The organism is Citrobacter sp. BIDMC107, assembly GCF_001037575.1.
Lineage (GTDB): Bacteria > Pseudomonadota > Gammaproteobacteria > Enterobacterales > Enterobacteriaceae > Citrobacter > Citrobacter freundii.
In genome coordinates this window covers 2855456-2881139 of record NZ_KQ089848.1, presented here as the reverse complement: position 1 = coordinate 2881139, position 25684 = coordinate 2855456, and the positions used below count along the sequence as shown (strand labels likewise).

Sequence of the window (25684 nt, the reverse complement as noted above, 5' to 3'; positions counted from 1 at the left end):
TAAGATGCAATAAGCTCATTCCCCATTGATTTCAGACGCCTTCGTTCGCCGCCATCCACAATCCATACAAGTTCGCCAGCATATAGCCTTCTTCATTCGCGTGCAGCGCCACCGTAAACTCTTTCATCAGCGCCTGATGTACCAGCAAAATAGTTGGCCAGAGATGAGATTGCGCCAACTCCTCCAGCAACTCGCCATCCAGCGCTTCAATCACTTCGCCCTGGCGGCTGCGCATTAACGCACTCGCCATATGGGTCATCGCCATGGTTCCTTGCTCGCTGTGAATCGGCAAACGCCACTCTTCATCCAACCGCCTGACCACTTGCAGCATGCCGCTACAAATATCCTTGTCGATAACGCCTGCTTCACACAGCAGGTTAAGCCTGTTTTCCATGTCGTTTGCCTTCACTTAATAACTGGGTTCCTGTTCACCGTTCGCCACACGTTGTTGGTGGGCAAGCAGCGCCTCTTTGTTAACAACGGCGCGCAGTAGCTGCTGCATCGCATAATCCTCTGCGCGGGTAAGTACCACGGCCTCCGTGGCCTGCAGAAATCGCGGGTCGTTGGTGAGCGGCGTGGCTTCTAACCCCAGTACCGCCAGCTCGGCCTCTGCAACCACGTTCCAGATAACCGCATCCACATCCCCTTTCGCGATGCGCTGCAAGCTTTCGTGATAAGGCATATCGATCAATTCAACGTTACGGTTGCCAAAACAGGCCTCGGTCATGATTTTCTGATCCGCCGAACGGTTATCGAGCCCGACACGTTTTACAACTGCAGATTCGCCCTTGCGACAAATTAGCTGATGCTCGCCAACGTAGGTATGCGGTCCCAGCGCCAACGTGATGCGCAGCCCGTCCTGAGCAAGGTAACTTTCCGCCGCCAGACGAGAAACCACCGCCATGTCGTAGACGCCGTTTAGCAGGCATTCCACGCGAATATCAGCCCCACGCATGTGTGCATAATAAAACGGGATCCCATCGAACTGCGCTTTCAGCCCACTCGCCAGTCCTTCATATAAACGGGTGTAGGGCAGCGGCATCGCACAGACCACGTTATTAATATCCACATGCTTTAGCAGCGTACGGTTATCCATATCCACCAGATAGCTACCGTTACGCCCACGACGCTCAATACGGATTGCCCCAGAGGACTCCAGCGTTTTCAACGCAGCCTGGGTTAACCCTACCGATGAGTGACACTCGGCTGCCAGTTCATCAATAGTTTTCAATCGGTTACCGCACTTCTCACCGAGCAGGTAACGGGCCAGGGTTGTCAGCACAACCCCCTCTTTCTTGATAAATGTCCGACGCATTTTATATTTTCAGTAAATTGAATATTTATATCTTCATTAAAGTGAAGATATAACACAATGAGGAAATATGCAAACGGCGAGACGCTTCACATTTTTTGAGGTTCACAAACCAACAGGCGAAAAAAAACCGGGCGTAACCCGGTTTCTTCAACAACACAGAGCGCATTACGGCTTGGCGACAAAACCAATCGCTTCGTAAACGGCTTTCAGCGTAACAGAAGCACGTGCGCTGGCTTTTTCCGCACCGTCTTTCATCACTTTCTGCAGGAAAGCTTCATCGTTACGGAAACGGTGATAACGCTCCTGAAGCTCGGTCAGCATACCGGAAACGGCCTCTGCGACTTCACCTTTCAGATGACCATACATTTTGCCTTCGAAGTGCTGTTCCAGCTCCGGAATGCTCTGGCCGGTGACCGCAGAGAGGATATCCAGCAGGTTGGAAACGCCCGCTTTGTTCTGCACGTCGTAGCGTACAACAGGCGGCTCTTCAGAGTCGGTCATCGCGCGTTTGATTTTCTTAACCACAGATTTCGGATCTTCCAGCAGACCGATCACGTTGTTGCGGTTGTCATCCGACTTGGACATTTTCTTCGTCGGCTCCAGCAGCGACATCACGCGCGCACCGGATTTAGGAATGAACGGCTCAGGCACTTTGAAGATCTCGCCATACAGGGCGTTGAAGCGCTGGGCGATATCGCGGCTCAGTTCCAGATGCTGTTTCTGATCTTCGCCAACCGGTACCTGGTTGGTCTGATACAGCAGAATGTCTGCCGCCATCAGTACCGGATAATCAAACAGGCCGGCGTTGATGTTCTCCGCATAGCGTGCGGATTTATCTTTGAACTGGGTCATACGGCTCAGCTCGCCGAAGTAGGTGTAGCAGTTCAGTGCCCAACCTAACTGTGCATGTTCCGGTACGTGAGACTGCACGAAAATTGTACTTTTTTCAGGATCGATACCGCATGCCAGGTACAGCGCCAGCGTATCGAGCGTTGCTTTACGCAGCTGCTGCGCATCCTGACGAACGGTGATGGCATGTTGGTCAACGATGCAGTAGATGCAATGGTAGTCATCCTGCATGCTCACCCACTGACGCAGCGCACCCATATAGTTGCCAATGGTCAATTCACCTGAGGGCTGTGCGCCACTAAAAACGATGGGCTTAGTCATTTTTTGATTCCTGATTTTCGCTATGCGGAAGCCCGAGAGCGGGCAGTAGTTCATTAATACGGTCGTAAATAACGTCGGGCTGGCTCAGCGCGATCGACTCACCGTAGTTGTAGCCATAGGTCAGGCCAACGGACGGACAGCCAGCAGCTTTTGCCGCCTGAATATCATTGCGTGAATCCCCTACGAAGAGCATTTGCTCAGGCTTGATGCCAAGCTTGCTTGCCACCAGCAGCAGCGGATCCGGATGCGGTTTTTTATTCTGCACGTCGTCACCACCGATGACCACGCTAAAGTATTTGGCGATATCTAATGCTTCGAGTAATGGCGCGACAAACGGGGTCGGTTTGTTGGTTACCAGACCCAGCGGCAATCCTTTCGCATACAGCGCGCCCAGCGTGTCGGCAACATCAGGGAACAGGAATGTCCCCTCTTCTGCGACATCACCGTAGTATCTGTCGAACAGCTTACGCAAAATACGTACCTGTTCCTCAGCGGGAATATCATCATCAACGGGCGGTTTACCCATCGTTTTACGTAATGTCGCGCGCTCCTGACGAGACCACGCCAGCGCGCGCTCCATCAGTACATCTGCACCGTTACCAATCCAGGTGATAACGCGTTCTTCTCCGGCAACCGGCAATTCCAGCGCATACAGCGCCATATCCACCGCTGCGGCTAATCCCGGCGCGCTGTCGACCAGCGTGCCGTCGAGGTCAAATGCAGCGCCCCGAATATCCTGAAACTTATCCATGACTTACCTTCGCCAGTTCATTGCGCATTTCATCAATGACTTTTTTGTAGTCTGGTTGGTCGAAAATAGCGGAGCCTGCGACAAACATATCTGCGCCTGCCGCGGCAATTTCGCCAATGTTGTTCACTTTGACACCGCCGTCCACTTCGAGGCGGATATCGTAGCCAGATTCATCAATGCGACGACGCACTTCGCGCAGTTTATCCAGCGTTTGTGGGATGAAGGACTGCCCGCCAAAGCCTGGGTTAACGGACATCAGCAGGATCACATCAAGCTTATCCATGACGTAGTCCAGATAGCTCAGCGGCGTTGCCGGGTTGAACACCAGGCCCGCTTTACAGCCATGCTCTTTGATCAGCTGTAAAGTGCGATCGACATGCTCGGAGGCTTCCGGGTGAAAAGTAATGATGCTGGCACCGGCGGCGGCGAAGTCCGGGACAATACGATCGACCGGTTTCACCATCAGGTGAACATCAATCGGGGCAGTGATGCCATATTTACGCAGCGATTTCAGTACCATCGGTCCGATGGTCAAGTTCGGTACGTAGTGATTGTCCATGACGTCGAAGTGCACAACGTCGGCACCGGCAGTCAGCGCTCTCGCGGTGTCCTCACCCAGGCGGGCAAAATCAGCCGACAGAATTGAGGGGGCGATCAAATACTGTTTCATCCGCTTCTCCTTGAGATTTATTTCTTCGCAGGCGTTACGACTCCTGGTTTATACAGTGCCAGCAGTTCGTTCACCTTTTTACGCGTGCCGCCATTGCTGCTTATGCTGCGCCGCACTTTGACCTGAAAATGTTTCGCCGCTCGATACCATTCACGGGTATCGGGCGTATCGTGGTTCGAAATTAACACTGGGATCTGCTTACTGACCAGCTTTTCTGCCATCTCGGCCAAATGCGCCTGCTCTTTCGGGCTAAAGCTGTTGGTGTGATACGCAGTGAAATTTGCCGTCGCCGAAAGTGGTGCATAAGGCGGGTCGCAATAGACCACAGAGTTGCTATCCGCACGGTCCATGCACTCTTCATAGGAGAGGCAATGGAACTCCGCATTCTGCGCTTTCTCAGCAAAATGGTACAACTCGGCTTCCGGGAAGTAAGGTTTTTTATAACGCCCAAACGGGACGTTAAACTCGCCGCGCAGGTTATAACGGCATAATCCGTTGTAACCAAAGCGGTTCAGATACAAGAACAGCACTGCTCTGCGGAACGGATCCTGGCTGGCATTAAATTCTTCTCTGAACCGATAGTACACCTCAGCCTGATTGGTTTCAGGCATAAACAGCTCACGAGAAGCCTGCACATACTCATCGGTACGCGTCTTCACGATGTTATAGAGACTGATAAGGTCGCTGTTGATATCGGCAAGAATATAACGAGAAAAGTCGGTGTTGAGAAACACCGACCCGGCACCCACGAAAGGTTCAATCAGGCACTCACCCTGAGGTAAATGCCGTTTGATATCATCAAGCAGGGGGTATTTCCCCCCTGCCCATTTCAAAAAAGCGCGATTTTTTTTCATGCTGACTAACTAATTACACCTTCTCCGGCTGTGGAGAAAGCTCCGACAGCATCCTGCGCTTTAGTCTTTGTCCCGCAATTGGGCGAAACAGCAAACCATTGCAGAACATATCCTATCTTACTTCAAATCGGCCTGAACCTGGTGCAGCGGTTTTGCCCACGGGTTTTTCGCCTGAATATCAGCGGGTAACGTAGACACTGCACGTTTCGCATCTTCTTTAGACGCATACACGCCTGTCACCAGAACATACCACGGTTGACCGTTACGCGTCGTCTGGTACACCACATAGTTCTTCAGGTTTTCTTTCTTCGCCCAACCGTTCAGGTTGTCGTAGTTAGAAGAACTGCTGAGCTGCAGCGTGTAATGGCTGGACGGCGCAGATTTTAACGCTCCAACGTTACCTGCACTTTTCGCTCCGCCAGCAACAGGTGTTGTCGTTGTTGCTGTCGCCGTTGGCGCAGGCGTTGCGGTCTGTGCTGGCGCCGTCGTGGTTGCTTTCGGCTCAGCGGTCGCTTTCGGCGTAGCGGTTACCACAGGCGCTTTGGTTGTGGTAGTCGGCGCAGTTGCGGTTGGTTTTGCCTGGGCAACAGGTTTCGGCTCTGTCGGCGTCGCTTTCACCGTAGTTTGCGGTTTGCTCTTCGGCTCAATTACGGCCTGTTTACGTTCCTGATGCGTAGCCGCAGGACGTTCAGTCGTTTCCGTTTTCGCAGTCTGGCGCGCAGCATTACCATTACGCATCGGCGCAACGGTCGCAGGTTCGGTCGGCAGCGTAGAGTTAACCACAGCGTTGTTAACTTGCTCCTGGCCTTGCGGTTGTGTCAGAGCGTTGTTCAAATCGCCCTGCACTTCAACACGCTGCTGCCCTTCAGTTGCCGCAGGTGCCTGACCTTGAGTCGGGGTAGAGGAAATCGGTGGCAGGGAAACATCCTGCTGGGTATTGCCAGCAGTCTGCTCTGCGCCCGTTGCAGGTGTCGTTGCACTCGCCTGATCCGTTGCATTGCTGCCAGAGAGATCGATGCTCTTCTCACCAGATGCTGCCTGCTCATTGGAAGAAGATGAGGGGGCTTTCAGCGCAGAACCAATGCCGATAATCAGCAGCAGCAGTACCAGAACACCCACGCCCATCATCATATACTGGCGAGAGGCAGGCTTGCTGGCGACTTTCTTACGCTTGCGCGGACGACGTTCTACACGCTCTTCATCCACGGTATCGTCATCAGATTCATACTCTTCTTCAATGTTCTGCTCTTCATCACGCTCTTTGCGTGCGCGCGCAGGACGGCGATCGTCAGCATCCAGATCAACATCATCAAAATTGATTTGCGGCTCATTATCGCGTTCAGACGATTGACGAGAACGACCAGTACGACGATCGCTGGGATCGGGTTTCAGCTCGTCTTCTGGTTTGAATTCATCCATTTAACACCCCACTCAAAGGTTAATGCTTACGACTTTGCACATAACCTGAAGCTAAAAGACCTACGTTTCGCAACGTAAGCCTGACCTTTCTTGTTGTTACGCCTGCTGGCAATCAGCAATAGCGTTAAGAACCACCTCGTGCGACACTCCGCCGCGCACTTCACTCTTCCCTATCGCTCGCGGAAGCACCAAACGAATCTCTCCCGCTAACACTTTTTTATCTCGCAGCATGTGCGGCAGATAAGCCTCAGTGGACATTTCACGCGGCCCATTCACCGGTAAGCCTGCTCGCTGTAACAGCGTAATGATGCGCTGCGTATCAGCGGAGGTGAACTGACCCAAACGTTCAGACGTACGGGCAGCCATTACCATACCTGCTGCAACTGCTTCACCATGTAACCAATTGCCATAACCCATTTCAGCTTCGATCGCATGGCCAAACGTGTGCCCCAGATTCAGTAAAGCACGTAAGCCCATTTCGCGCTCGTCTGCTGCGACAACTTCTGCTTTCAGCTCACAACAACGACGAATACAGTACGCCATCGCCGGACCGTCCAGACGCAACAACGCATCCAGATTGTCTTCCAGCCAGCTGAAAAATTCACCGTCAAGAATGATGCCGTATTTGATCACTTCCGCCAGCCCCGATGCCAGCTCACGCGCAGGAAGCGTTTTCAGACAATCGAGATCCACCACCACGGAGGCCGGTTGGTAAAACGCGCCAATCATGTTTTTACCGAGGGGATGGTTTACGGCGGTTTTGCCGCCAACGGAGGAGTCGACCTGCGACAACAGGGTTGTCGGGACTTGAATAAAACGAACACCACGTTGATAGCTGGCTGCCGCAAAACCGGTCAGATCGCCAATCACGCCGCCGCCAAGGGCAACTAACGTGGTATCACGACCGTGCGGTTTTTGCAGTAACGCGGTGAAAACCGTATCCAGAACCGTCAGGCTTTTATGCTGCTCGCCATCGGGAAGGATAACGCTATCAACGTTAACACCCGCCTGTTCAAGTACGCCGCGAACCTTATCGAGATAAAGGGGGGCCAGGGTTTCGTTGGTCACCAACATAACCTGATCGCCCGATTTCAGCGGTAAGAATGAAGCTGGCTCATTGAACAAACCAGCCGCGATGGTGATAGGGTAACTACGTTCCCCGAGAGTGACTGTGATCCTCTCCATTACGCGACATCCACCTTAGTTACTTGTACCCGCAGACGAGTGTGTATTCAGCCAGAATTAGTTGCTTTCCAACATATGAATAATCTGGTTTGCTACGACTTTTGCGCTCTGATCGTCGGTGCGAATGGTCACGTCAGCAATCTCTTCGTACAGAGGATTGCGTTCGTCAGCCAACGCTTCCAGAACTTCACGAGGCGGTGATTCTACCTGCAGCAACGGGCGTTTCTTGTCACGTTGAGTACGCGCAAGTTGTTTTTCAATTGTCGTTTCAAGATAGACCACGACGCCACGCGCGGAAAGACGGTTACGTGTTTCACGTGATTTTACAGAGCCACCGCCAGTTGCCAGCACAATACCCTGTTTTTCCGTCAACTCGTTGATGACTTTTTCTTCGCGATCACGGAAGCCGTCTTCACCTTCTACATCGAAGACCCAGCCCACATCAGCTCCGGTTCGTTTCTCAATCTCTTGATCAGAATCGTAAAATTCCATATTGAGTTGTTGAGCTAACTGGCGCCCAATAGTGCTTTTTCCGGCACCCATAGGCCCAACCAGAAAGATATTGCGTTTCTCTGCCATTTTTTCGGTACTACTAAGACTATTCGTTAATGGTAAACCCGCTTCGCAGACACCCAGCGCAGCAGGACATGAACTGAAACCTCATAAGATATTGCGAGAGTCAGACTGAAAATTATCTCAATACTCAAGCGGGTTTGGCAACTGAATAAATCACCAAACCTAACGCATTTCTGGTCGTGGCAGGCATGCTACCCTGCAAACATCAGACCTGGCGACGTATCGCGCAGCCAAATGACACCCAATAAGCCTATGGCACACCACCGGAAAGGCAAAGCGTATTCACTGCCGCATAAGTAAAGAAAAGTACCGACGCTCAAATCGGTACTCCTTGTATGCTAAATACACCCTCACGTCAAATCCCTGAAACGTGTTCAGTGCAAAAACAATGGCTTTTCATGCATAAGTTATTCCGTTGAAACCAGTCTGGGCGTTATAAAGACCACTAATTCGCGCCGTTCATCTTCTTTACCATCATGGCGAAAAAGAGAGCCAAGCCAGGGAATGTCGCCTAATAGCGGCACGCTGTCGGCTGCGGATTTATTCTTATGTGAAAAAATCCCGCCAAGCGCAATTGTCTCGCCGCTTCTTACCTCGACCTGCGTTTCAATCTCTTGCTTGTCGATAGCCAACACTTCGCCATCTGCCTGCTGTAGAACCTGTCCCGGAACATTCTGGCTGATATGCAGTTTCAGCCTGATTCTCCCTTTCTGCAACACCGTTGGCGTCACCTCCATCCCCAGTACCGCTTCCTTGAACTCGACGGATGTCGCACCGCTTTCACCGCTGGAGACCTGATAAGGGATCTCACTGCCCTGCTTAATACTGGCAGGTTGCAGGTGAGATGCCAGTAATCGTGGACTGGCAATGATATCCAGTTGCTGTTTTTGCTCCAGCGCAGACAACTCTAGTTCCAGTAAACGACCGTTAATACGGCCAATGTTAAATCCCACACGGGATGTGGCGGTGGCTACAGAGAGATCGCTGGCAAGCGTTGTGACATTCCCAACCGCCCCCGGTTGTTGTGCGTCAGCCAGTGACCACTTCACCCCCAGCTCACGCAAACTTTTTTCATTAATGGTGACGATATGCGCCGCCAGTTCAACCTGGGCAACCGGCAAATCCATTTGCGCCACCCACGTTTCCAGGGTGTTGAGAACAACACGATTGTCACGCAGCAGTAAGCGGTTGGTTCGTTTATCCACCGTCATGCTTCCTTTGGCACTGAGCAGCTTTTCTCCGGCTTTTACCAGCTCGGTGGCATCAGCATAGTGCAAAATGATGCTGCGATGTTCCAGCGGAAGACTAGCCTGAATCCGCGCCTGCTCGTTTTCCTGACGAGCCGCATTTTCACTCTGCCATTGAACAGAATGCACATGCAGAATATTGCCCTCCTGGCGTAATACCAGACCGGCGCTTTTCACCACCGTCTGCAATGCCTGCTTCCAGGGGACATCCGTCAAATGCAGCGACAGCACACCGCTGACATCCGGCGAAACCACCAGGTTTTTTTGTTCCTGTTCAGCCAGCGCCTGCAATACCTGCGTAACCGGCACATCATCGACTACCAGCGTCACGTTTTGCGGTTTCGTCGCCAGCGCGCTTGTTATCCCAACCGCCAGTGCCATTAGTATCAACGCTATCCATCGCTTCATTTACCGCTCCTTGTCGCTGCCACTGCCACCGCGGCGGTTCGCAGTTTTTTTCTGTGTCGAGAGTTATGTTCTGGGCCGTTATCTGCATAATCGTCCAACCGTTTTTCAGGACGTCATTTCGCTTAACCCGCAGCCATTTTTTCTGGCTATCCTGAACGATGCCGATGGGTCGTGTGCCCTGACTCACCATGCCCTGAAAACGCCATGTCGACAGCTCAGCAATTTGACAACGGTCCTCCGGCGGCAGGAAGGGATTACGCATACCGGTAAGCATCAGTACGCTTACGCATATCAACAGCCAGCGCTCAACCATCATTCAGGCGCTCCAGCTTTAGCGTTAGCAGCAGCTCCGTGCCTTCTGCGGTAAGCGAAAATCGGCTGACGTTCATCCCCTGAGCCGCCAACTGGACAAACGTCAGCGGGATAGCATCCCAGGCCGATATCAGCGCCATCTCTCCCCCCTGAGCTGAGGGTTGCCAGTGGATAAGACGGGTAAGTGAATTCTGAAACAGCAGCGGGGAGAACAGGGTCAGTTTCTCTTCAGACTCTGCTGGTGATGCCGCCAGCAGATATACATCTCGCCATTGCATCTGAATAGCCGCACGTTGCTGGACCAGCGACTCGCGTTGCATAGTCCGCTCCCGCGCTAAGGGGTAAAGACATAGCGTCACCAGTATGAGTAACCCCAACATCCAGCCGCACCAGCATATGAGTCGAAAGCGTGGCGACTGCGCTAACCAGACATCACAGAGAGTTATCATGCGCACCGCTCCGTGTCAGTCGAAAGTGGAATTGCCAGCGTCCCTGCGCATCCTGCTGCGTTTCTCCAGGGCTGTTCAACATAAACAACGGCAACTGGCGTAATTGCGCTTCCAATGCCTTCAATGCGGCAAAGTTCAGTGTGTTTCCCGTCAGTTCCAGCGTGTCCTCCTGCCAGGTCATTTTTGTTAACCACGCCTGCTCCGGCAGTAATTCCGCCAGCCCTTGCAAAGCCCGCTGCCAGCTTCGGGTCTGCTCACGCTGTTTGTTCCGTGCCTGAACCTGCTGCCATCGTTGCTGGCGCAGTTGCATACGCGGCTTCAGCGCCATGAGGGCCTCGGCCCGCGTCTTTTCGGCGTCTGCCAGCAACAATTCAGCCCGATTTTCTACACTCAAAGCGCTGTAATAGCGCAACAACACGCCAATACTAAGCAAGAGTGAAGCGCTAAATAAGATGCCCCAGAAGCGCAGGCAAGCGTAACGCCGAGCCTGACGCCAGGGCAGAAGATTAATGGTCGCAATCATCAGTACACGCCCCCCATAGCGAGTCCCAGCGCAATGGCGAAGTGATGGCTTTGCGTTGGAATGGGCGGCTGGCGTACAAACACGGCGCTTAAAGGATCGAAGCCGCCGGGGGAGCATTTCGCAATGGCTGTCGTGGGCAGAGATAATGTCGTGGCAAGCTCCTCGATACAGCTAATATCGCCCGTTGATTTACGTCCCCATGCTGAACGGGTCGCCCATAACCACTGGGCATCATCACGCCATACCAGACACTGGTGATGATCCGGCAGGAAGGGAATAAATCGCTGTAACGCGCTGGCGTCCGGGGTAATCGCCGTAACCTGCACCTTAAGGGTTTGGATAAGCGTCAGAAGCGCTGAAATCTCTTTGCTTTGCGCAGCAGTGACGTTAAACGCCGGGCTCAACGTGTCTTCGCTATAATCAAAATGCAGTGCATCCGGCGCCATATCCAGTTCACGCGCCATCGAACCGGACAACCATGCGGTTTGCTCTGGCTCGCGTAACGTCATTGTCGGACGAGGAAACTTTTTTTGTAACGTCCTATTGGCGGGAAAAGAGAGATGAATATGGTGTCGGCGAGGGAGCTCCCGGCTCCACGACAGTAGCGCGGCGACCAGTTGTTCAGGCTCGCGAATATGACCATCGACGATAACCTGAGGCGTCAGCGGTATACGCCACCAGCGTTGCAGATACCAACCTGATGCTTCGCGAACGATAGCGACAGCCAGCACTTCATGTTGCTGAATATGCAGACCAATTTTCCAGATATTAAAAGCCATTGCTGATGATCTCCTTATCACCCGTCGCTTTAACGGGTATATCAATGCGTCTGGCTTGCCTTTATACTACCGCGCGTTTGTTTATAAACTGCCCAAATGCCACTAAATGGGAAATCTCCAGTGAAGTTCGTAAAGTATTTATTAATCCTTGCAGTATGTTGCATCCTGCTGGGAGCAGGCTCGATTTATGGCCTTTATCGCTATATCGAGCCGCAATTACCTGACGTCGCGACGCTCAAAGATGTGCGTTTACAGATCCCGATGCAGGTTTACAGCGCTGACGGCGAGCTAATCGCGCAGTATGGCGAGAAACGTCGAATCCCGGTCACGCTGGATCAGATGCCGCCGGTAATGGTTAAAGCCTTTATCGCCACAGAAGACAGCCGCTTTTATGAGCACCACGGGGTAGACCCGGTGGGGATCTTCCGTGCAGCCAGCGTAGCATTGTTCTCTGGTCACGCGTCGCAAGGGGCGAGTACCATTACCCAGCAGTTGGCGAGAAACTTCTTCCTGAGCCCGGAACGTACGCTGATGCGTAAGATCAAAGAAGTGTTCCTGGCGATCCGCATTGAACAACTGCTGAGTAAAGATGAGATCCTCGAGCTGTATCTGAACAAGATTTACCTGGGGTATCGCGCCTATGGCGTGGGTGCTGCCGCGCAGGTCTATTTCGGTAAAACGGTGGATCAACTCAGCTTAAGTGAAATTGCGGTGATTGCCGGTCTGCCAAAAGCGCCGTCAACCTTCAACCCTCTCTATTCGATGGACCGGGCAACCGCGCGACGTAACGTTGTACTGTCGCGTATGTTGAGCGAAAACTACATCACGCAGGCCCAGTACGATCAGGCGCGAGGTGAGGCCATTGACGCCAACTACCACGCGCCGGAAATCGCTTTCTCTGCACCATATCTGTCTGAAATGGTGCGCCAGGAGATGTATAACCGTTATGGCGAGAAAGCCTATGAAGACGGGTATCGCATCACCACCACCATTACACGCAAAGTACAGCAGGCAGCTCAGCAGGCAGTACGTAACAACGTGATGGATTACGACATGCGCCACGGCTACCGCGGCCCGTCGAACGTGCTGTGGAAAGTGGGCGAAAGCAGTTGGGACAGCAAAAACATCACCGATACGCTGAAAGCGCTGCCGACTTATGGACCGCTGTTACCGGCGGTTGTTACCAGTGCCAATCCGCAGGAAGCCATTGCCGCGCTGGCAGATGGTACGTCAGTGTCATTACGCATGGATGGCATGCGCTGGGCGCGTCCTTACCGCTCGGATACTCAACAAGGCCCAACGCCGCGCAAAGTGACCGACGTGGTACAGGCCGGCCAGCAAATCTGGGTACGCCAGGTGGGCGATGCCTGGTGGCTGGCGCAAGTGCCAGACGTCAACTCCGCACTGGTCTCCATCAATCCGCAAAACGGCGCGGTGCTGGCACTGGTTGGTGGTTTTGACTTCAACCAGAGCAAGTTTAACCGTGCAACGCAGGCGTTACGCCAGGTGGGTTCTAACATCAAGCCATTCCTGTATACCGCCGCGATGGATAAAGGTCTGACGCTGGCGAGCATGCTCAACGACGTGCCAATCTCCCGCTGGGATGCCGGTGCTGGTTCCGACTGGCAGCCGAAGAACTCCCCGCCGCAGTACGCCGGTCCTATCCGCTTACGTCAGGGGCTGGGTCAGTCGAAAAACGTGGTGATGGTACGCGCCATGCGCGCCATGGGCGTGGATTACGCGGCAGAGTATCTGCAACGTTTCGGTTTCCCGGCACAGAACATTGTGCATACCGAGTCACTGGCGCTGGGTTCGGCTTCGTTCACACCGTTGCAGGTGGCGCGCGGTTACGCAGTGATGTCTAACGGCGGCTTCCTGGTCGATCCATATTTCATCAGTAAGATCGAAAGCGATATGGGCGGCGTTATCTTCGAAGCGAAGCCAAAAATTGCCTGCCCGGAATGCGATATTCCAGTGATTTACGGCGATACCCAGAAATCTAACGTGCTGGAAAACAGTAACGTAGAAGATGTCGCGGTCTCGCAGGAACAGCAGAATGCCGCCGTGCCTATGCCACAGCTTGAACAGGCTAACCAGGCACTGGTCGCGCAAAGCGGCACACAGGAATACGCTCCGCACGTGATCAACACACCGCTGGCCTTCCTGATTAAAAGCGCGCTGAACACCAATATATTTGGTGAACCAGGCTGGATGGGAACCGGTTGGCGCGCAGGTCGCGATTTACAGCGTCATGATATCGGCGGGAAAACCGGAACCACCAACAGCTCTAAAGATGCGTGGTTCTCCGGTTACGGACCAGGCGTGGTGACGTCAGTATGGATCGGCTTTGATGATCATCGCCGCAACCTTGGTCATACGACAGCTTCCGGCGCGATCAAAGACCAAATCTCCGGCTACGAAGGCGGTGCGAAGAGTGCGCAGCCAGCATGGGATGCCTATATGAAGTCCGTGCTGGAAGGCGTGCCTGAACAGCCGTTGACGCCGCCACCGGGTATTGTGACGGTCAATATCGATCGCAGCACAGGACAACTGGCAAGCGGTGGCAATAGCCGCGCAGAGTACTTCATTGAAGGCACTCAGCCGACGCAACAGGCGGTGCATGAAGTGGGGACGACCATTATCGATAATGGTGAGACGCACGAACTATTCTAATCTTTTGCCGGATGGCGACGCCAGGGGCGTCTTATCCGGCCTACATTTTCGGCGCAATTATTTGAAAGTGCTGAACTCTGTAGGCCGGATAAGGCGTCAGCCGCCATCCGGCAATATAAACTACAATCGCCCCTGCCCTTTCAGCCATTCGCGTACGAGGAACAACGCACTGACATTACGCGCTTCGTGAAAATCAGGATCTTCCAGCAGGTCCATCAAATGCGCCAGCGGCCAGCGCACCTGCGGCAATGGCTCAGGTTCATCACCCTCCAGCGATTCAGGATATAAATCTTCTGCCACCACGATGTTCATCTTGCTGGAGAAATAAGATGGTGCCATGCTGAGTTTCTTTAAAAACGTCAGATCTTTTGCGCCAAACCCCACCTCTTCTTTCAGCTCCCGATTCGCCGCCTCAAAAATGCTTTCGCCAGGATCGATTAATCCCTTAGAAAAACCCAGTTCGTAAGATTCGGTCCCGACTGCGTACTCGCGGATGAGGATCATGTGGTCGTCAACAATCGGCACAATCATTACCGCTTCACGCGTGGATGGACGCATACGTTCATAAACGCGGCGTACGCCATTGCTGAACTCAAGGTCCACGCTTTCGACTTTAAACAGCCGGGATTGGGCGACGGTTTCCACTTTCAAAATCGTGGGTTTCTGTAATGATTTGCTCATTGTGAGGATCTTTGCTGTGAAATCTGGGGTTATTGTGCGATATACCGCACGGTTTCGGCAATGTGAATTGCCGTTTATTTACATTTATGTAACGTACTAAAAGTTAATCCCTATTTCAAATTAAAAGTCAATAGGTTGAAATAACTCCAGGAATTTGCTGATATTCCATTTTTAGTGATTTTGCTATGATTCGCTTTTACTGGGCTGTACTTAAAGATGCTCAAGTTCGACTCCACACTTGCCGATAGCCAACCACAGAATCACGAATATTGAACAGGGTGCGACTGACCACGCCTGACAGACTAAGTAAGATGGGGAAAGCATGAGCACCATTCTGATTTTTTTAGCTGCTTTGCTGGCCTGCTCATTGCTTGCAGGATGGCTACTCAAATCAAAATCCAGGCAGAAAAATTTACCCTTGAGCAGCGTCTTCTCAGACGCCTCGAAACGTAAACTCGCGCCTGAAGAACGCAATGCCGTCGAAAACTATCTCGAAAGCCTTAGTCAAATTCAGCAAGTACCTGGTCCAACTGGAGCCAGTTCTGCGCCAGTCTCATTAACGTTGAATGCCCAAAGTAATAGCGTCATCGTGCTTACTCGTTCGATTACACGTTACGGCATCACCACCGACGATCCTAACAAATGGCGCTACTATCTTGATTCCGTTGAGGTGCACCTTCCCCCTTTCTGGGAACAATACATCAATGACGAAAACAGCGTTGAGATAATCCATACCAATACAATACCGCTGGTTATCTCGTTGAACGGCCATACGCTGCAGGAATATATGCAGGAAGCGCGTGGCTATGCGTTGCAGCACACCGCTTCTACCCAGGCATCCATTCGTGGTGAAGAAAGTGAGCAGATTGAACTGCTGAATATTCGCCAAGAAACCCATGAAGAATATGCGCTCAGCCGCCCTTCGGGATTGCGCGAGGCGTTGCTGATAACCGCATCATTCCTGCTGTTCTTTTTCTGTTTGGTTATCCCGAATACGTTTGTTCCGTGGGCAGTCGGTGGCGCGGTGTTGCTGTTAGCTGCGGGTCTGTGGGGATTATTCGCCCCGCCGTCCAAAACCGCCCTGCGGGAAATTCATTGTCTGCGCGGTACGCCGCGTCGCTGGGGGTTGTTTGGCGAAAACGACCAGGAGCAAATTAATAATATCTCGCTGGGTATTATTGATCTGATCTACCCACCTCACTGGCAACCTTACATCGCCCAAGACCTTGGCCAGCAAACGGATATCGATATTTATCTCGATCGCCACGTTGTCCGCCAGGGGCGTTTTTTATCTCTGCACGATGAAGTCAAAAATTTCCCGTTGCAACATTGGCTGCGCAACGCCGTCATCGCGGGCGGCTCGTTGCTGGTACTGCTGATGCTGCTGTTTTGGATCCCGCTGGATATGCCGATAAAGGTCACGCTTTCCTGGATGAAGGGCGCGCAAACTATCGAAGCCACCAGCGTTAAACAGCTCGAAAACGCGGGCGTTCGCGTGGGTGACACGCTGCACCTGAGCGGTACGGGTATGTGTAATATTCATACCCAAGGGAGCTGGAATGCGCAGCCCACCACGCCGTTTATGCCTTTCGATTGCTCGCAAATTATCTGGAATGACGCACGCGCATTACCACTGCCCGAATCCGATTTGGTGAATAAGGCCACTGCGCTCACGCAGGCCGTGAACCGCCAGCTGCATCCCAAACCTGACGATGACTCTCGCGTCAGCGCATCGCTACGCTCGGCAATCCAAAAGTCCGGCATGGTGTTACTGGACGATTTTGGTGAGATTGTCCTGAAAACGGCCGATCTGTGTGCAGCCAAAGATGAATGTGTACGCTTAAAGAATGCGCTGGTTAACCTCGGTAACAGCAAAGACTGGGCCGCGCTGGTAAAGCGAGCGAACGCAGGCAAACTGGATGGGGTGAACGTGCTGCTGCGTCCGGTAAGCGCTGAGTCGTTAGATAATCTGGTGAATACCTCTACGGCACCATTTATTTCACGCGAGACTGCGCGAGCAGCCCAGGCGCTGAATAGCCCTGCTCCCGGCGGTTTCCTGATTATCAGCGATGAAGGCAGCGATCTGGTCGATCAGCCGTGGCCGACGACCTCGCTATATGACTATCCTCCCCAGGAACAGTGGAACGCCTTCCAGCGCCTGGCGCAGATGCTGATGCAGACACCATTTCGCGCAGAGGGGATCGTCACCAATATTTCGACTGACGCCAATGGCACCCAGCACATTGGCCTGCACCGTATCCCGGATCGTTCAGGGTTATGGCGCTACCTTGGCACGACGCTGCTGATGTTCTCCATGCTCGGATGCGCTGTCTACAACAGCGTGCAGGCATTCAGACGCTACCAGCGTCACCGCACCCGCATCGCGGAAATTCAGAGCTACTACGAAAGTTGCCTGAATCCAACGCTGATTGACGACCCGGAAAGCCTGATTCGATAACACGCTCGCACGACAGGATATGCTACTCTGTCGCGCATCATGTTTTCTTGTGGGGAGTTTCCATGCATATCAATATTGCCTGGCAGGATGTCGACACCGTGTTGTTAGATATGGACGGCACGCTGCTCGACCTGGCATTCGATAACTATTTCTGGCAAAAACTGGTGCCGGAAACCTATGGCGCGAAGCAGGGTATCTCTCCCCAGGAAGCCCAGGACTATATTCGTCAGCAGTATCATGCCGTGCAGCATACGCTAAACTGGTACTGCCTGGATTACTGGAGCGAGTGCCTGGATCTGGATATTTGCGCCATGACAACGGAACAGGGACCACGCGCCGTTTTGCGTGAAGATACCGTACCGTTTCTTGATGCCTTAAAAGCCAGCGGCAAGCGCCGTATTTTGCTCACCAACGCGCATCCGCATAATCTGGCGGTGAAGCTGGAGCATACCGGTCTGGCCTCACACCTTGATTTATTACTTTCCACCCACACATTTGGTTATCCCAAAGAGGATCAGCGGTTATGGCACGCTGTGGCTGAAGAAACGGGAATGAGTGCAGAGAAGACGCTGTTTATTGACGACAGCGAACCCATTCTCGACGCCGCTGCTCTGTACGGTATTCGTTACTGCCTCGGCGTGACCAATCCCGACTCCGGCATCGCCGAAAAGCAGTACGCACGCCATCCGTCACTGAATGACTACCGCCGACTGATCCCCTCACTGATGTGAAGGAGACGCCATGAAAGAAAAGCCCTCTGCTGAAGTCAGGCTGGATAAATGGCTGTGGGCTGCACGCTTTTACAAAACGCGTGCGCTAGCCCGCGAAATGGTTGAAGGCGGTAAGGTGCACTACAACGGCCAGCGCAGTAAGCCGAGCAAGATTGTCGAGCTGAACGCCACCCTCACCCTTCGCCAGGGAAATGACGAGCGAACGGTCATTATCAAGGCCATTACCGAGCAGCGTCGCCCGGCAACGGAAGCCGTTACGCTGTATGAAGAAACCGCGGAAAGCGTGGAAAAACGCGAAAAAATGGCGCTGGCGCGTAAACTTAACGCGTTAACCATGCCGCACCCGGACAGGCGACCGGACAAGAAAGAGCGCCGCGACCTGTTACGATTTAAACATGGCGACAGCGAGTGACTGTCACCTGCAAGAGAGATGATTATGCCGCAACATGACCAATTACATCGTTATCTGTTTGAAAACTTTGCCGTGCGCGGCGAGCTGGTGACCGTTTCGGAAACCCTGCAACAGATCCTCGAAAATCATACTTATCCGCAGCCGGTCAAAAACGTACTGGCTGAGCTGCTGGTTGCCACCAGCCTGCTCACCGCTACGCTGAAGTTTGCCGGTGATATCACTGTGCAGTTGCAGGGTGATGGTCCGCTGAGCCTGGCCGTCATCAACGGCAACAACAATCAGCAGATGCGCGGCGTGGCCCGCATGCAGGGTGATATTCCTGAAGATGCCGATTTGAAAACCCTGGTGGGCAACGGCTACCTGGTGATCACCATTACTCCGGAAGAAGGCGAGCGTTATCAGGGCGTGGTCGGTCTGGAAGGTGACACGCTGGCAGCCTGTCTGGAAGACTACTTCATGCGTTCCGAACAGCTGCCGACACGCCTGTTCATCCGCACTGGCGACGTTGATGGCAAACCCGCTGCTGGCGGAATGCTGCTGCAAGTGATGCCGGCGCAAAACGCACAGGCAGATGATTTCGATCACCTGACCGCCCTGACCGAAACCATCAAGGCCGAAGAGCTGCTGACGCTGCCGGCCAACGAAGTGCTGTGGCGCTTATACCACGAAGAAGAGGTTACTCTCTACGATCCGCAGGACGTTGAGTTCAAATGCACCTGTTCACGCGAACGCTGCGCAGGCGCACTGAAAACGTTGCCGGACGAAGAAGTTGACAGCATTCTGGCGGAAGAAGGCGAGATCGATATGCACTGCGATTACTGCGGTAGCCACTATCTGTTTAACGCCATGGATATTGCAGAGATCCGCAGCAACGCCTCCCCTGCCGATCCACAGGTGCATTAATCACCGTCTTGCCTGAAGGCGCGGCGCTTATCAGGCCTACGGAAAAACTGTCGTAGGCCGGATAAGCCGTTCGCGCTGCTATCCGGCAAAAACGCGGTCGGCAACACACTCACTCGGTGTAATAAGTCATCGGTAGTCTTTTGCCATCAATAGTGATATCCCGCCAGATTCTGGGGGCTGAACCCAGTTGCTGATTCGCCACCGCCTGCAGCAATTTATCCTTATTGAATCCTTCAGGTAGCCTGGCAACAGCTAACAAATCCCATTTGTTTTTCTGCATGCCGAAGACCAGACTCTCCCCATCGCCAAAAGCATATAGCACCTGCTCAGGATGACCATCCGCATTGAGGTCCTGACTCACCAATACGCACGCATTCTGCTCAGCACAAGAGGTGATGCGATACCCCTGTGCTTTGACAAACGTCCAGAACGCATCGTCTGGCTTCTCGCTCCCCGGAGCAATCACAACCTTCGATACTAACTGTGTTGCGGTTAGCTCTTTAACCGCATCCCGGCTCCCTTGCAGCAGAGAATTCAAGTCGCGTCTGCGCTTACTGTCTTGATTAAACGCCACATCTTTTTGTAATGCTTCCAACGCTGCGCGCCCCGGTTTTCCGCTGTGATCCAACATATACAGGCTGACCTGATCCGGTTTGATTTTCCCGCTGTGATACAGCCCCATATGGCTGTTAACGCTGATACGCCAGGCATCAATAACCGGCGACGACAGCAGAACCAACAGCCCCAACGCCAGCAACGAAACGCCAAGAATGACCGGCCCCTGAAGCTCAAGCGGATTGCGCCCGCGGCGTAAAATGCTGGCCAAATAGCCAAACGACCATACCAGCAGTACCACGACCACCAGCACGCCATACAAACGCTCAGGCGTCCAACCGTACTGCTGTATTCGCACCCACAGCGCCCAACCGGCAATCAGCGTATAGATGGGCGTGACAGCCAGAGCACATTTGATGAGATAGCGTAACGCGCCAGGATAAGGTAGAGCTTCTTTTTGTGGCTCACGCACGATAGCCATCAACAGCAACAGGAGCAGCGTCAGCGTTGACATCAACCCGGCCGCAGACACGCGTTGCGAAATAGCCTCCAGTCCAGTGAAGGGCAAGGTCAGTATGAACATCAGCGCCAACAGCGCGACCAGAGGTAACAGACCGGTGGCAATAAACGTCAGTAATTTTTGTACCGCCGTGACCAGACGCGACTGTGTACGAGCCAGTACCACTGCCAGTGCGGTAATCAGACCAAAGGCCACATAGCCAAACCAGTCGGTATCAAAGAAGAGCGTGCTGAAGAAGGGAATACCGACCAGCTTAAACATCTCGCTCCATAGCAGGAGCACCAGCCAGAACAGACCGTTGGCGACAAAGACAATCAGCAACGTCAACGCATTAAGCCACAATTGCCGATAAAAATGCGGGTAACGCGCCTGCTCACGAGAGACATGAAGCGAGTACTGAATCCAGGGCAAGGCAAGCATCGCCATCAGCAGTAAGCGCCAACCGTAGAACATAAAAACTTCATGTTGCCGCCACTTATCACTGTCCTCGACTTGCCACTTTAGCCAGACGCTCATCGCCAGCACCACAACAAAGATCAGCGCCATCCAATACCACAGCGCGCGTTGTTTGAAAGAAACGACAGTAAGCAAAAGTGCCGAGGTGATCGCAATCGTCGCAGGCATGCCATAGAACAGCCAGTCGTCGTTATGGGGCACCAGATATGTCATCAGCAGGTAGCATAATGCCCCCTGCAACAGGCCGATAAATATCATGCCCAAACGCGTTGTACGTGAAATTTCAGCACTATCCATGTCAGTTTCCAGAATGAAGGGAAAAGCTAATTATCGCATCAACTTCACAATTTTGAGCATTGGTAGGCTGATTTCAGACTAACGCGACGGGAAGTGAATCGATATTGTATATGTATGAGTTACGTTATTTTCTTACGTGAATGCGATTACACTCACAAGATTCCAGCCAAAAACACTCTTCATTAACGTTTTAAGAACATTTTCCACAACAAAAAAGGGTTTCCTGCCATAATATCCGCCTCTTTGTGACAGGAGTCGCAGCGTATTCGGTAACCCGTGATTTTCCCGGATGCGTAAATCTATGAGCCTTGTCGCGGTTAGCAATCCCTAAAAAACCTTACTATTCCAGGTAATACATATTGGCTAAGGAGCAGTGAAATGCGTGTGAACAACAGTTTAACCCCGCAAGATCTCAAGGCTTATGGTATCAATGACGTTCAGGATATCGTTTACAATCCAGACTACGACACACTTTTCCAGGAAGAACTTGATCCAAACCTGGAAGGTTATGAACGTGGCGTGTTAACGAATCTGGGCGCCGTTGCCGTTGATACCGGTATCTTTACCGGACGTTCGCCAAAGGATAAGTACATTGTCCGTGACGACACCACGCGTGACACGCTCTGGTGGTCAGACAAAGGTAAAGGTAAGAACGACAACAAACCGCTCTCCCCGGAAACCTGGCAGCATCTGAAAGGATTAGTTACCCAGCAACTTTCCGGCAAGCGCCTGTTTATCATTGATGCATTCTGCGGCGCTAACGCCGATACCCGTCTTTCCGTGCGCTTCATTACCGAAGTTGCCTGGCAGGCGCATTTCGTCAAAAACATGTTCATCCGCCCAAGCGACGAAGAGCTGGTTGATTTTAAACCGGATTTCATCGTGATGAACGGCGCTAAGTGCACCAACCCACAATGGAAAGAGCAGGGTCTGAACTCTGAAAACTTCGTGGCTTTCAACCTGACTGAGCGTATCCAGCTGATTGGCGGCACCTGGTACGGCGGCGAAATGAAGAAAGGTATGTTCTCCGTGATGAACTACCTGCTGCCGCTGAAAGGCATTGCCTCCATGCACTGCTCAGCAAACGTCGGGGAAAAAGGTGATGTGGCAGTCTTCTTTGGCCTGTCCGGTACCGGTAAAACAACGCTGTCCACCGATCCGAAACGTCGCCTGATTGGCGATGACGAACACGGCTGGGATGACGACGGCGTATTTAACTTCGAAGGCGGTTGCTACGCGAAGACCATCAAACTGTCTAAAGATGCCGAGCCAGAAATCTACAACGCAATTCGTCGTGACGCGCTGCTGGAAAACGTCACCGTGCGCGAAGATGGTTCCATCGACTTCGACGACGGTTCCAAAACTGAAAACACCCGCGTTTCCTACCCGATTTATCACATCGATAATATCGTTAAGCCAGTGTCAAAAGCGGGTCATGCTACCAAAGTGATCTTCCTGACTGCCGACGCATTTGGCGTGCTGCCGCCGGTTTCTCGCCTGACAGCAGACCAAACTCAGTACCATTTCCTGTCTGGCTTCACCGCCAAACTGGCCGGTACCGAACGCGGCGTTACCGAACCGACCCCAACCTTCTCTGCCTGCTTCGGCGCAGCATTCCTGTCTCTGCACCCAACGCAGTATGCAGAAGTGCTGGTGAAACGTATGCAGGCGGCAGGTGCGCAGGCGTATCTGGTTAACACCGGCTGGAACGGTACTGGCAAACGTATCTCTATCAAAGATACCCGTGCGATTATTGACGCCATCCTGAACGGTTCGCTGGATGACGCAGAAACGTTCCGTCTGCCGATGTTTGACCTGGCTATCCCGACCAAGTTGCCGGGCGTGGATACGCGCATTCTCGATCCGCGTAATACCTACGCGTCTCCAGAGCAGTGGCAGGAAAAAGCCAATGCACTGGCGAAACTGTTTATCGAGAACTTCGAGAAATACACCGACACCCCTGCGGGTGAAGCGCTGGTTAGCGCCGGACCGAAGCTGTAACGAAAAATGCCGGATGGCGGTTGCCACATATCCGGCCTACAGCAACAAAAAGGGAGGCATTTCGCCTCCCTTTCTTATACGTCTTTCGTGATACCCTGCGCGCGAGTGAAAGGAACCGGAAGCCATGCACGAATCGACAACCCACCACGTTCACTGGTACCAATCTCCAGCATGCCGTTATGGTTATCGATAATACGTTGCACAATCGCCAGACCCAGCCCCGTGCCGCTGGTACTGCGCGCGCTGTCGCCGCGGACAAATGGCTGGAACAGGTGCTTACGCTGCTCCGGCTTGATGCCCGGACCATCATCTTCTACCTGGAACCAGGCGCGATGCGTCTCCGTACCGCTACTGACCTTAATCCAGCCGTTGCCGTAACGGGCGGCGTTAACCACCATATTGGCAACCGCACGCTTGATCGACAGCGGGTGCATTTTCACCTGAATGGCGCCAGGCTGCAGCGCAGTTTCGATTTCACGTTCGTATCCGCTTTCTGCCGCAACCACTTCACCCAGCACCGAGTTCAGATCCGCCATCTCCATCGGCATCTCCTGACCGGTACGCAGGTAATCGATGAACTGCTCGATGATGGCGTTACACTCTTCGATGTCCTTATTGATGGACTCCGCAAGATAACCGTCCTCTTCGCCCATCATTTCCGTTGCCAGACGAATACGCGTCAGCGGAGTACGTAAATCGTGGCTCACGCCCGCCATTAACAGCGTACGGTCATCGGCCAACTGCTTCACACCTGCGGCCATATGGTTAAAGGCTCGGGTTACGGAGCGCACCTCTGAAGCGCCATACTCCCGCAACGGCGGTGGAATGATACCTTTCCCCACCTGCAGCGCCGCATGTTCAAGATCCACCAACGGTCGGTTCTGGATACGGATAAACAGCCACGCGCCACCGATAGCCAGCAGCATAATCGCCAGCGTATAGCGGAACAGCGGTGAGAAATCGCCTTGATGAATTTCCGTAAGCGGCACACGTACCCAGATGTTGGGCGACAGCCAGGTTTTCAGCCACACAACCGGCGAGCTTTTGTTTACCTCAACGCGGACTTCCGTTGGGCCACCCAACTGCTGCGCCATCTGATGGCTTAAGAATTCATAGTGTTGCGCCCAACGCAGTCCGGCTTCTTCAGCGGCCTCGTTGGAATAGAGGGAAATACCCAGCTCACGATAAATTTCCCGACGGAATGCGGGCGGCACCACCAGTTGCGTACCGTCCTCCAGCTGTAGTTTATCGGTCATCAGCATACGAACTTCGTAGGCCAGGACCTTATTAAACTGCTGGAGGCTCGGCAGAATCGCGAAGTTCAGCACTACCAGGTAAGTCGTCACCAGGCTGGCAAACAGCAAGGTGACGATGAGCAATAACGTGCGGGCAAACGAACTTCGTGGCGAGAAGCGCATTCGCCTCATGCTTTAGAACCGTCCGGAACAAAGACGTAGCCCAGACCCCATACGGTCTGAATGTAGCGTGGATGCGCCGGATCTTCTTCCACCATGCGACGCAGACGGGAAATCTGGACGTCGATAGAACGTTCCATCGCAGAATATTCACGACCACGGGCGAGGTTCATCAACTTGTCGCGGGACAGCGGCTCACGCGGATGGCTAACCAGTGCTTTCAGCACCGCAAACTCACCGCTGGTGAGCGGCATAGGCTCATCTTCACGGAACATTTCACGCGTACCGAGGTTCAGTTTGAACTTACCAAACGCAATGACCGCTTCTTCCTGAGAAGGCGCGCCCGGCAGTTCATTCGCCTGACGGCGCAGGACTGCGCGAATACGTGCCAGCAGCTCACGCGGGTTAAACGGTTTCGGGATGTAATCGTCAGCGCCGATTTCCAGTCCAACGATACGGTCCACTTCTTCGCCCTTCGCCGTAACCATAATGATCGGCATCGGGTTGCTTTGGCTGCGCAGGCGACGGCAAATAGACAGGCCATCTTCTCCCGGCAGCATTAAATCCAGCACCATCAGGTGGAAAGACTCACGGGTCAGCAGACGATCCATCTGCTCAGCGTTTGCGACGCTTCGAACCTGGAAGCCCTGCTCGGTCAGATAACGCTCCAGAAGCGCACGTAAGCGCATGTCGTCATCGACCACCAGAATCTTATAGTTCTCTTGCATTGTTATTACTCCCAAAGGTTCGCAACAATTAAGTGTATATTCTTAAGAAAGCTAACGTGAGTCACCAGCGAATTCTGGTATGAATTCCAGGCTAAATTGTTACAAAGCATATTAAACAGCAGCTTAAGTATACAATGTTTCTCGCAATACATTATTTATTCTGTTGATATGCTCACGTAATACTAATTGTGCGCAT

At 52.9% G+C, this 25684-nt stretch carries 24 protein-coding genes; 6 read left to right on the top strand and 18 right to left on the bottom strand.

Going from position 1 to position 25684, the window contains the following annotated elements; translation table 11 throughout:
- Positions 1-31: 31 nt before the first annotated feature.
- The 14 genes from SK39_RS13345 to SK39_RS13280 form a co-directional block, all read right to left on the bottom strand.
- Entirely contained in the window at positions 32-394 is a 363-nt protein-coding gene (locus SK39_RS13345) for a hypothetical protein (protein ID WP_003023568.1), read from the bottom strand.
- 15 nt (positions 395-409) lie between these two features.
- Positions 410-1315, bottom strand: a complete 906-nt coding sequence (yhfZ, locus tag SK39_RS13340) for a GntR family transcriptional regulator YhfZ (protein WP_003847977.1) — start codon at positions 1313-1315, stop codon at positions 410-412.
- A 165-nt stretch (positions 1316-1480) separates the two neighbouring features.
- Positions 1481-2485 (bottom strand): tryptophan--tRNA ligase, encoded by a 1005-nt coding sequence (trpS, locus tag SK39_RS13335; RefSeq protein WP_003023564.1) that lies wholly within the window; start codon positions 2483-2485, stop codon positions 1481-1483.
- On the bottom strand, positions 2478-3236 hold the full coding sequence (gene gph, locus SK39_RS13330; protein ID WP_048217084.1) for a phosphoglycolate phosphatase: 759 nt from the start codon (positions 3234-3236) through the stop codon (positions 2478-2480). Before gph ends, trpS begins: the two co-directional genes overlap by 8 nt.
- Entirely contained in the window at positions 3229-3906 is a 678-nt protein-coding gene (rpe, locus tag SK39_RS13325) for a ribulose-phosphate 3-epimerase (RefSeq protein WP_003023561.1), read from the bottom strand. Before rpe ends, gph begins: the two co-directional genes overlap by 8 nt.
- Positions 3907-3923: 17 nt before the next feature.
- Positions 3924-4760: an adenine-specific DNA-methyltransferase gene (gene dam, locus SK39_RS13320; RefSeq protein ID WP_003023558.1), complete on the bottom strand. Its 837-nt coding sequence runs from the start codon at positions 4758-4760 to the stop codon at positions 3924-3926.
- A gap of 117 nt (positions 4761-4877) precedes the next feature.
- A complete protein-coding gene (damX, locus tag SK39_RS13315) occupies positions 4878-6179 on the bottom strand; it encodes a cell division protein DamX (protein WP_032937261.1) in 1302 nt (433 codons plus the stop codon).
- Positions 6180-6275: 96 nt separating this feature from the next.
- Positions 6276-7364 carry a 3-dehydroquinate synthase gene (gene aroB, locus SK39_RS13310; RefSeq protein ID WP_003837915.1) on the bottom strand — a complete coding sequence of 363 codons (1089 nt, stop codon included), beginning with the start codon at positions 7362-7364 and terminating at the stop codon, positions 6276-6278.
- A 57-nt stretch (positions 7365-7421) separates the two neighbouring features.
- Positions 7422-7943, bottom strand: coding sequence for a shikimate kinase AroK (gene aroK, locus SK39_RS13305; protein ID WP_003023552.1), 522 nt, complete (start codon positions 7941-7943; stop codon positions 7422-7424).
- A gap of 404 nt (positions 7944-8347) precedes the next feature.
- Positions 8348-9595 carry a DNA uptake porin HofQ gene (gene hofQ / locus SK39_RS13300; RefSeq protein ID WP_032937260.1) on the bottom strand — a complete coding sequence of 416 codons (1248 nt, stop codon included), beginning with the start codon at positions 9593-9595 and terminating at the stop codon, positions 8348-8350.
- Entirely contained in the window at positions 9498-9911 is a 414-nt protein-coding gene (locus SK39_RS13295) for a HofP DNA utilization family protein (protein ID WP_032937259.1), read from the bottom strand. The genes hofQ and SK39_RS13295 overlap by 98 nt, the downstream gene beginning before the upstream one ends.
- A complete protein-coding gene (locus SK39_RS13290) occupies positions 9901-10356 on the bottom strand; it encodes a HofO family protein (protein WP_032937258.1) in 456 nt (151 codons plus the stop codon). Before SK39_RS13290 ends, SK39_RS13295 begins: the two co-directional genes overlap by 11 nt.
- Positions 10340-10879 carry a PilN domain-containing protein gene (locus SK39_RS13285; protein ID WP_048217083.1) on the bottom strand — a complete coding sequence of 180 codons (540 nt, stop codon included), beginning with the start codon at positions 10877-10879 and terminating at the stop codon, positions 10340-10342. The genes SK39_RS13290 and SK39_RS13285 overlap by 17 nt, the downstream gene beginning before the upstream one ends.
- Entirely contained in the window at positions 10879-11658 is a 780-nt protein-coding gene (locus SK39_RS13280; protein WP_032937255.1) for a type IV pilus biogenesis protein PilM, read from the bottom strand. Before SK39_RS13280 ends, SK39_RS13285 begins: the two co-directional genes overlap by 1 nt.
- A gap of 120 nt (positions 11659-11778) precedes the next feature.
- On the opposite strand from SK39_RS13280, the gene mrcA reads away from it, so the two are divergent.
- A complete protein-coding gene (mrcA, locus tag SK39_RS13275; protein WP_048217082.1) occupies positions 11779-14331 on the top strand; it encodes a peptidoglycan glycosyltransferase/peptidoglycan DD-transpeptidase MrcA in 2553 nt (850 codons plus the stop codon).
- Between the two features lie 120 nt (positions 14332-14451).
- Here the strand turns inward: mrcA and nudE are convergent, their stop codons facing one another.
- Positions 14452-15012, bottom strand: coding sequence for an ADP compounds hydrolase NudE (gene nudE, locus SK39_RS13270; protein ID WP_003023537.1), 561 nt, complete (start codon positions 15010-15012; stop codon positions 14452-14454).
- Between the two features lie 322 nt (positions 15013-15334).
- On the opposite strand from nudE, the gene igaA reads away from it, so the two are divergent.
- The 4 genes from igaA to hslO all read left to right on the top strand — a co-directional run bounded on the left by igaA (position 15335) and on the right by hslO (position 19516).
- Positions 15335-17470: an intracellular growth attenuator protein IgaA gene (gene igaA / locus SK39_RS13265; RefSeq protein WP_048217081.1), complete on the top strand. Its 2136-nt coding sequence runs from the start codon at positions 15335-15337 to the stop codon at positions 17468-17470.
- Between the two features lie 62 nt (positions 17471-17532).
- Positions 17533-18201, top strand: a complete 669-nt coding sequence (yrfG, locus tag SK39_RS13260; protein WP_003023533.1) for a GMP/IMP nucleotidase — start codon at positions 17533-17535, stop codon at positions 18199-18201.
- Between the two features lie 10 nt (positions 18202-18211).
- Positions 18212-18613, top strand: coding sequence for a ribosome-associated heat shock protein Hsp15 (gene hslR, locus SK39_RS13255; protein ID WP_003837900.1), 402 nt, complete (start codon positions 18212-18214; stop codon positions 18611-18613).
- A 24-nt stretch (positions 18614-18637) separates the two neighbouring features.
- A complete protein-coding gene (gene hslO / locus SK39_RS13250; RefSeq protein ID WP_003023531.1) occupies positions 18638-19516 on the top strand; it encodes an Hsp33 family molecular chaperone HslO in 879 nt (292 codons plus the stop codon).
- A 109-nt stretch (positions 19517-19625) separates the two neighbouring features.
- Here hslO and SK39_RS13245 read toward each other — a convergent pair whose 3' ends face one another.
- Positions 19626-21344, bottom strand: a complete 1719-nt coding sequence (locus SK39_RS13245) for a DUF4153 domain-containing protein (protein ID WP_048217080.1) — start codon at positions 21342-21344, stop codon at positions 19626-19628.
- Between the two features lie 378 nt (positions 21345-21722).
- Here SK39_RS13245 and pckA point away from each other — a divergent pair, with 378 nt between their 5' ends.
- Entirely contained in the window at positions 21723-23345 is a 1623-nt protein-coding gene (gene pckA, locus SK39_RS13240) for a phosphoenolpyruvate carboxykinase (ATP) (protein ID WP_048217079.1), read from the top strand.
- 74 nt (positions 23346-23419) lie between these two features.
- On the opposite strand, the gene envZ is transcribed toward pckA, so the two are convergent.
- Positions 23420-24772 carry a two-component system sensor histidine kinase EnvZ gene (gene envZ, locus SK39_RS13235; RefSeq protein WP_003837891.1) on the bottom strand — a complete coding sequence of 451 codons (1353 nt, stop codon included), beginning with the start codon at positions 24770-24772 and terminating at the stop codon, positions 23420-23422.
- A complete protein-coding gene (gene ompR / locus SK39_RS13230) occupies positions 24769-25488 on the bottom strand; it encodes an osmolarity response regulator transcription factor OmpR (protein ID WP_001157751.1) in 720 nt (239 codons plus the stop codon). Before ompR ends, envZ begins: the two co-directional genes overlap by 4 nt.
- Positions 25489-25684 lie beyond the last annotated feature (196 nt).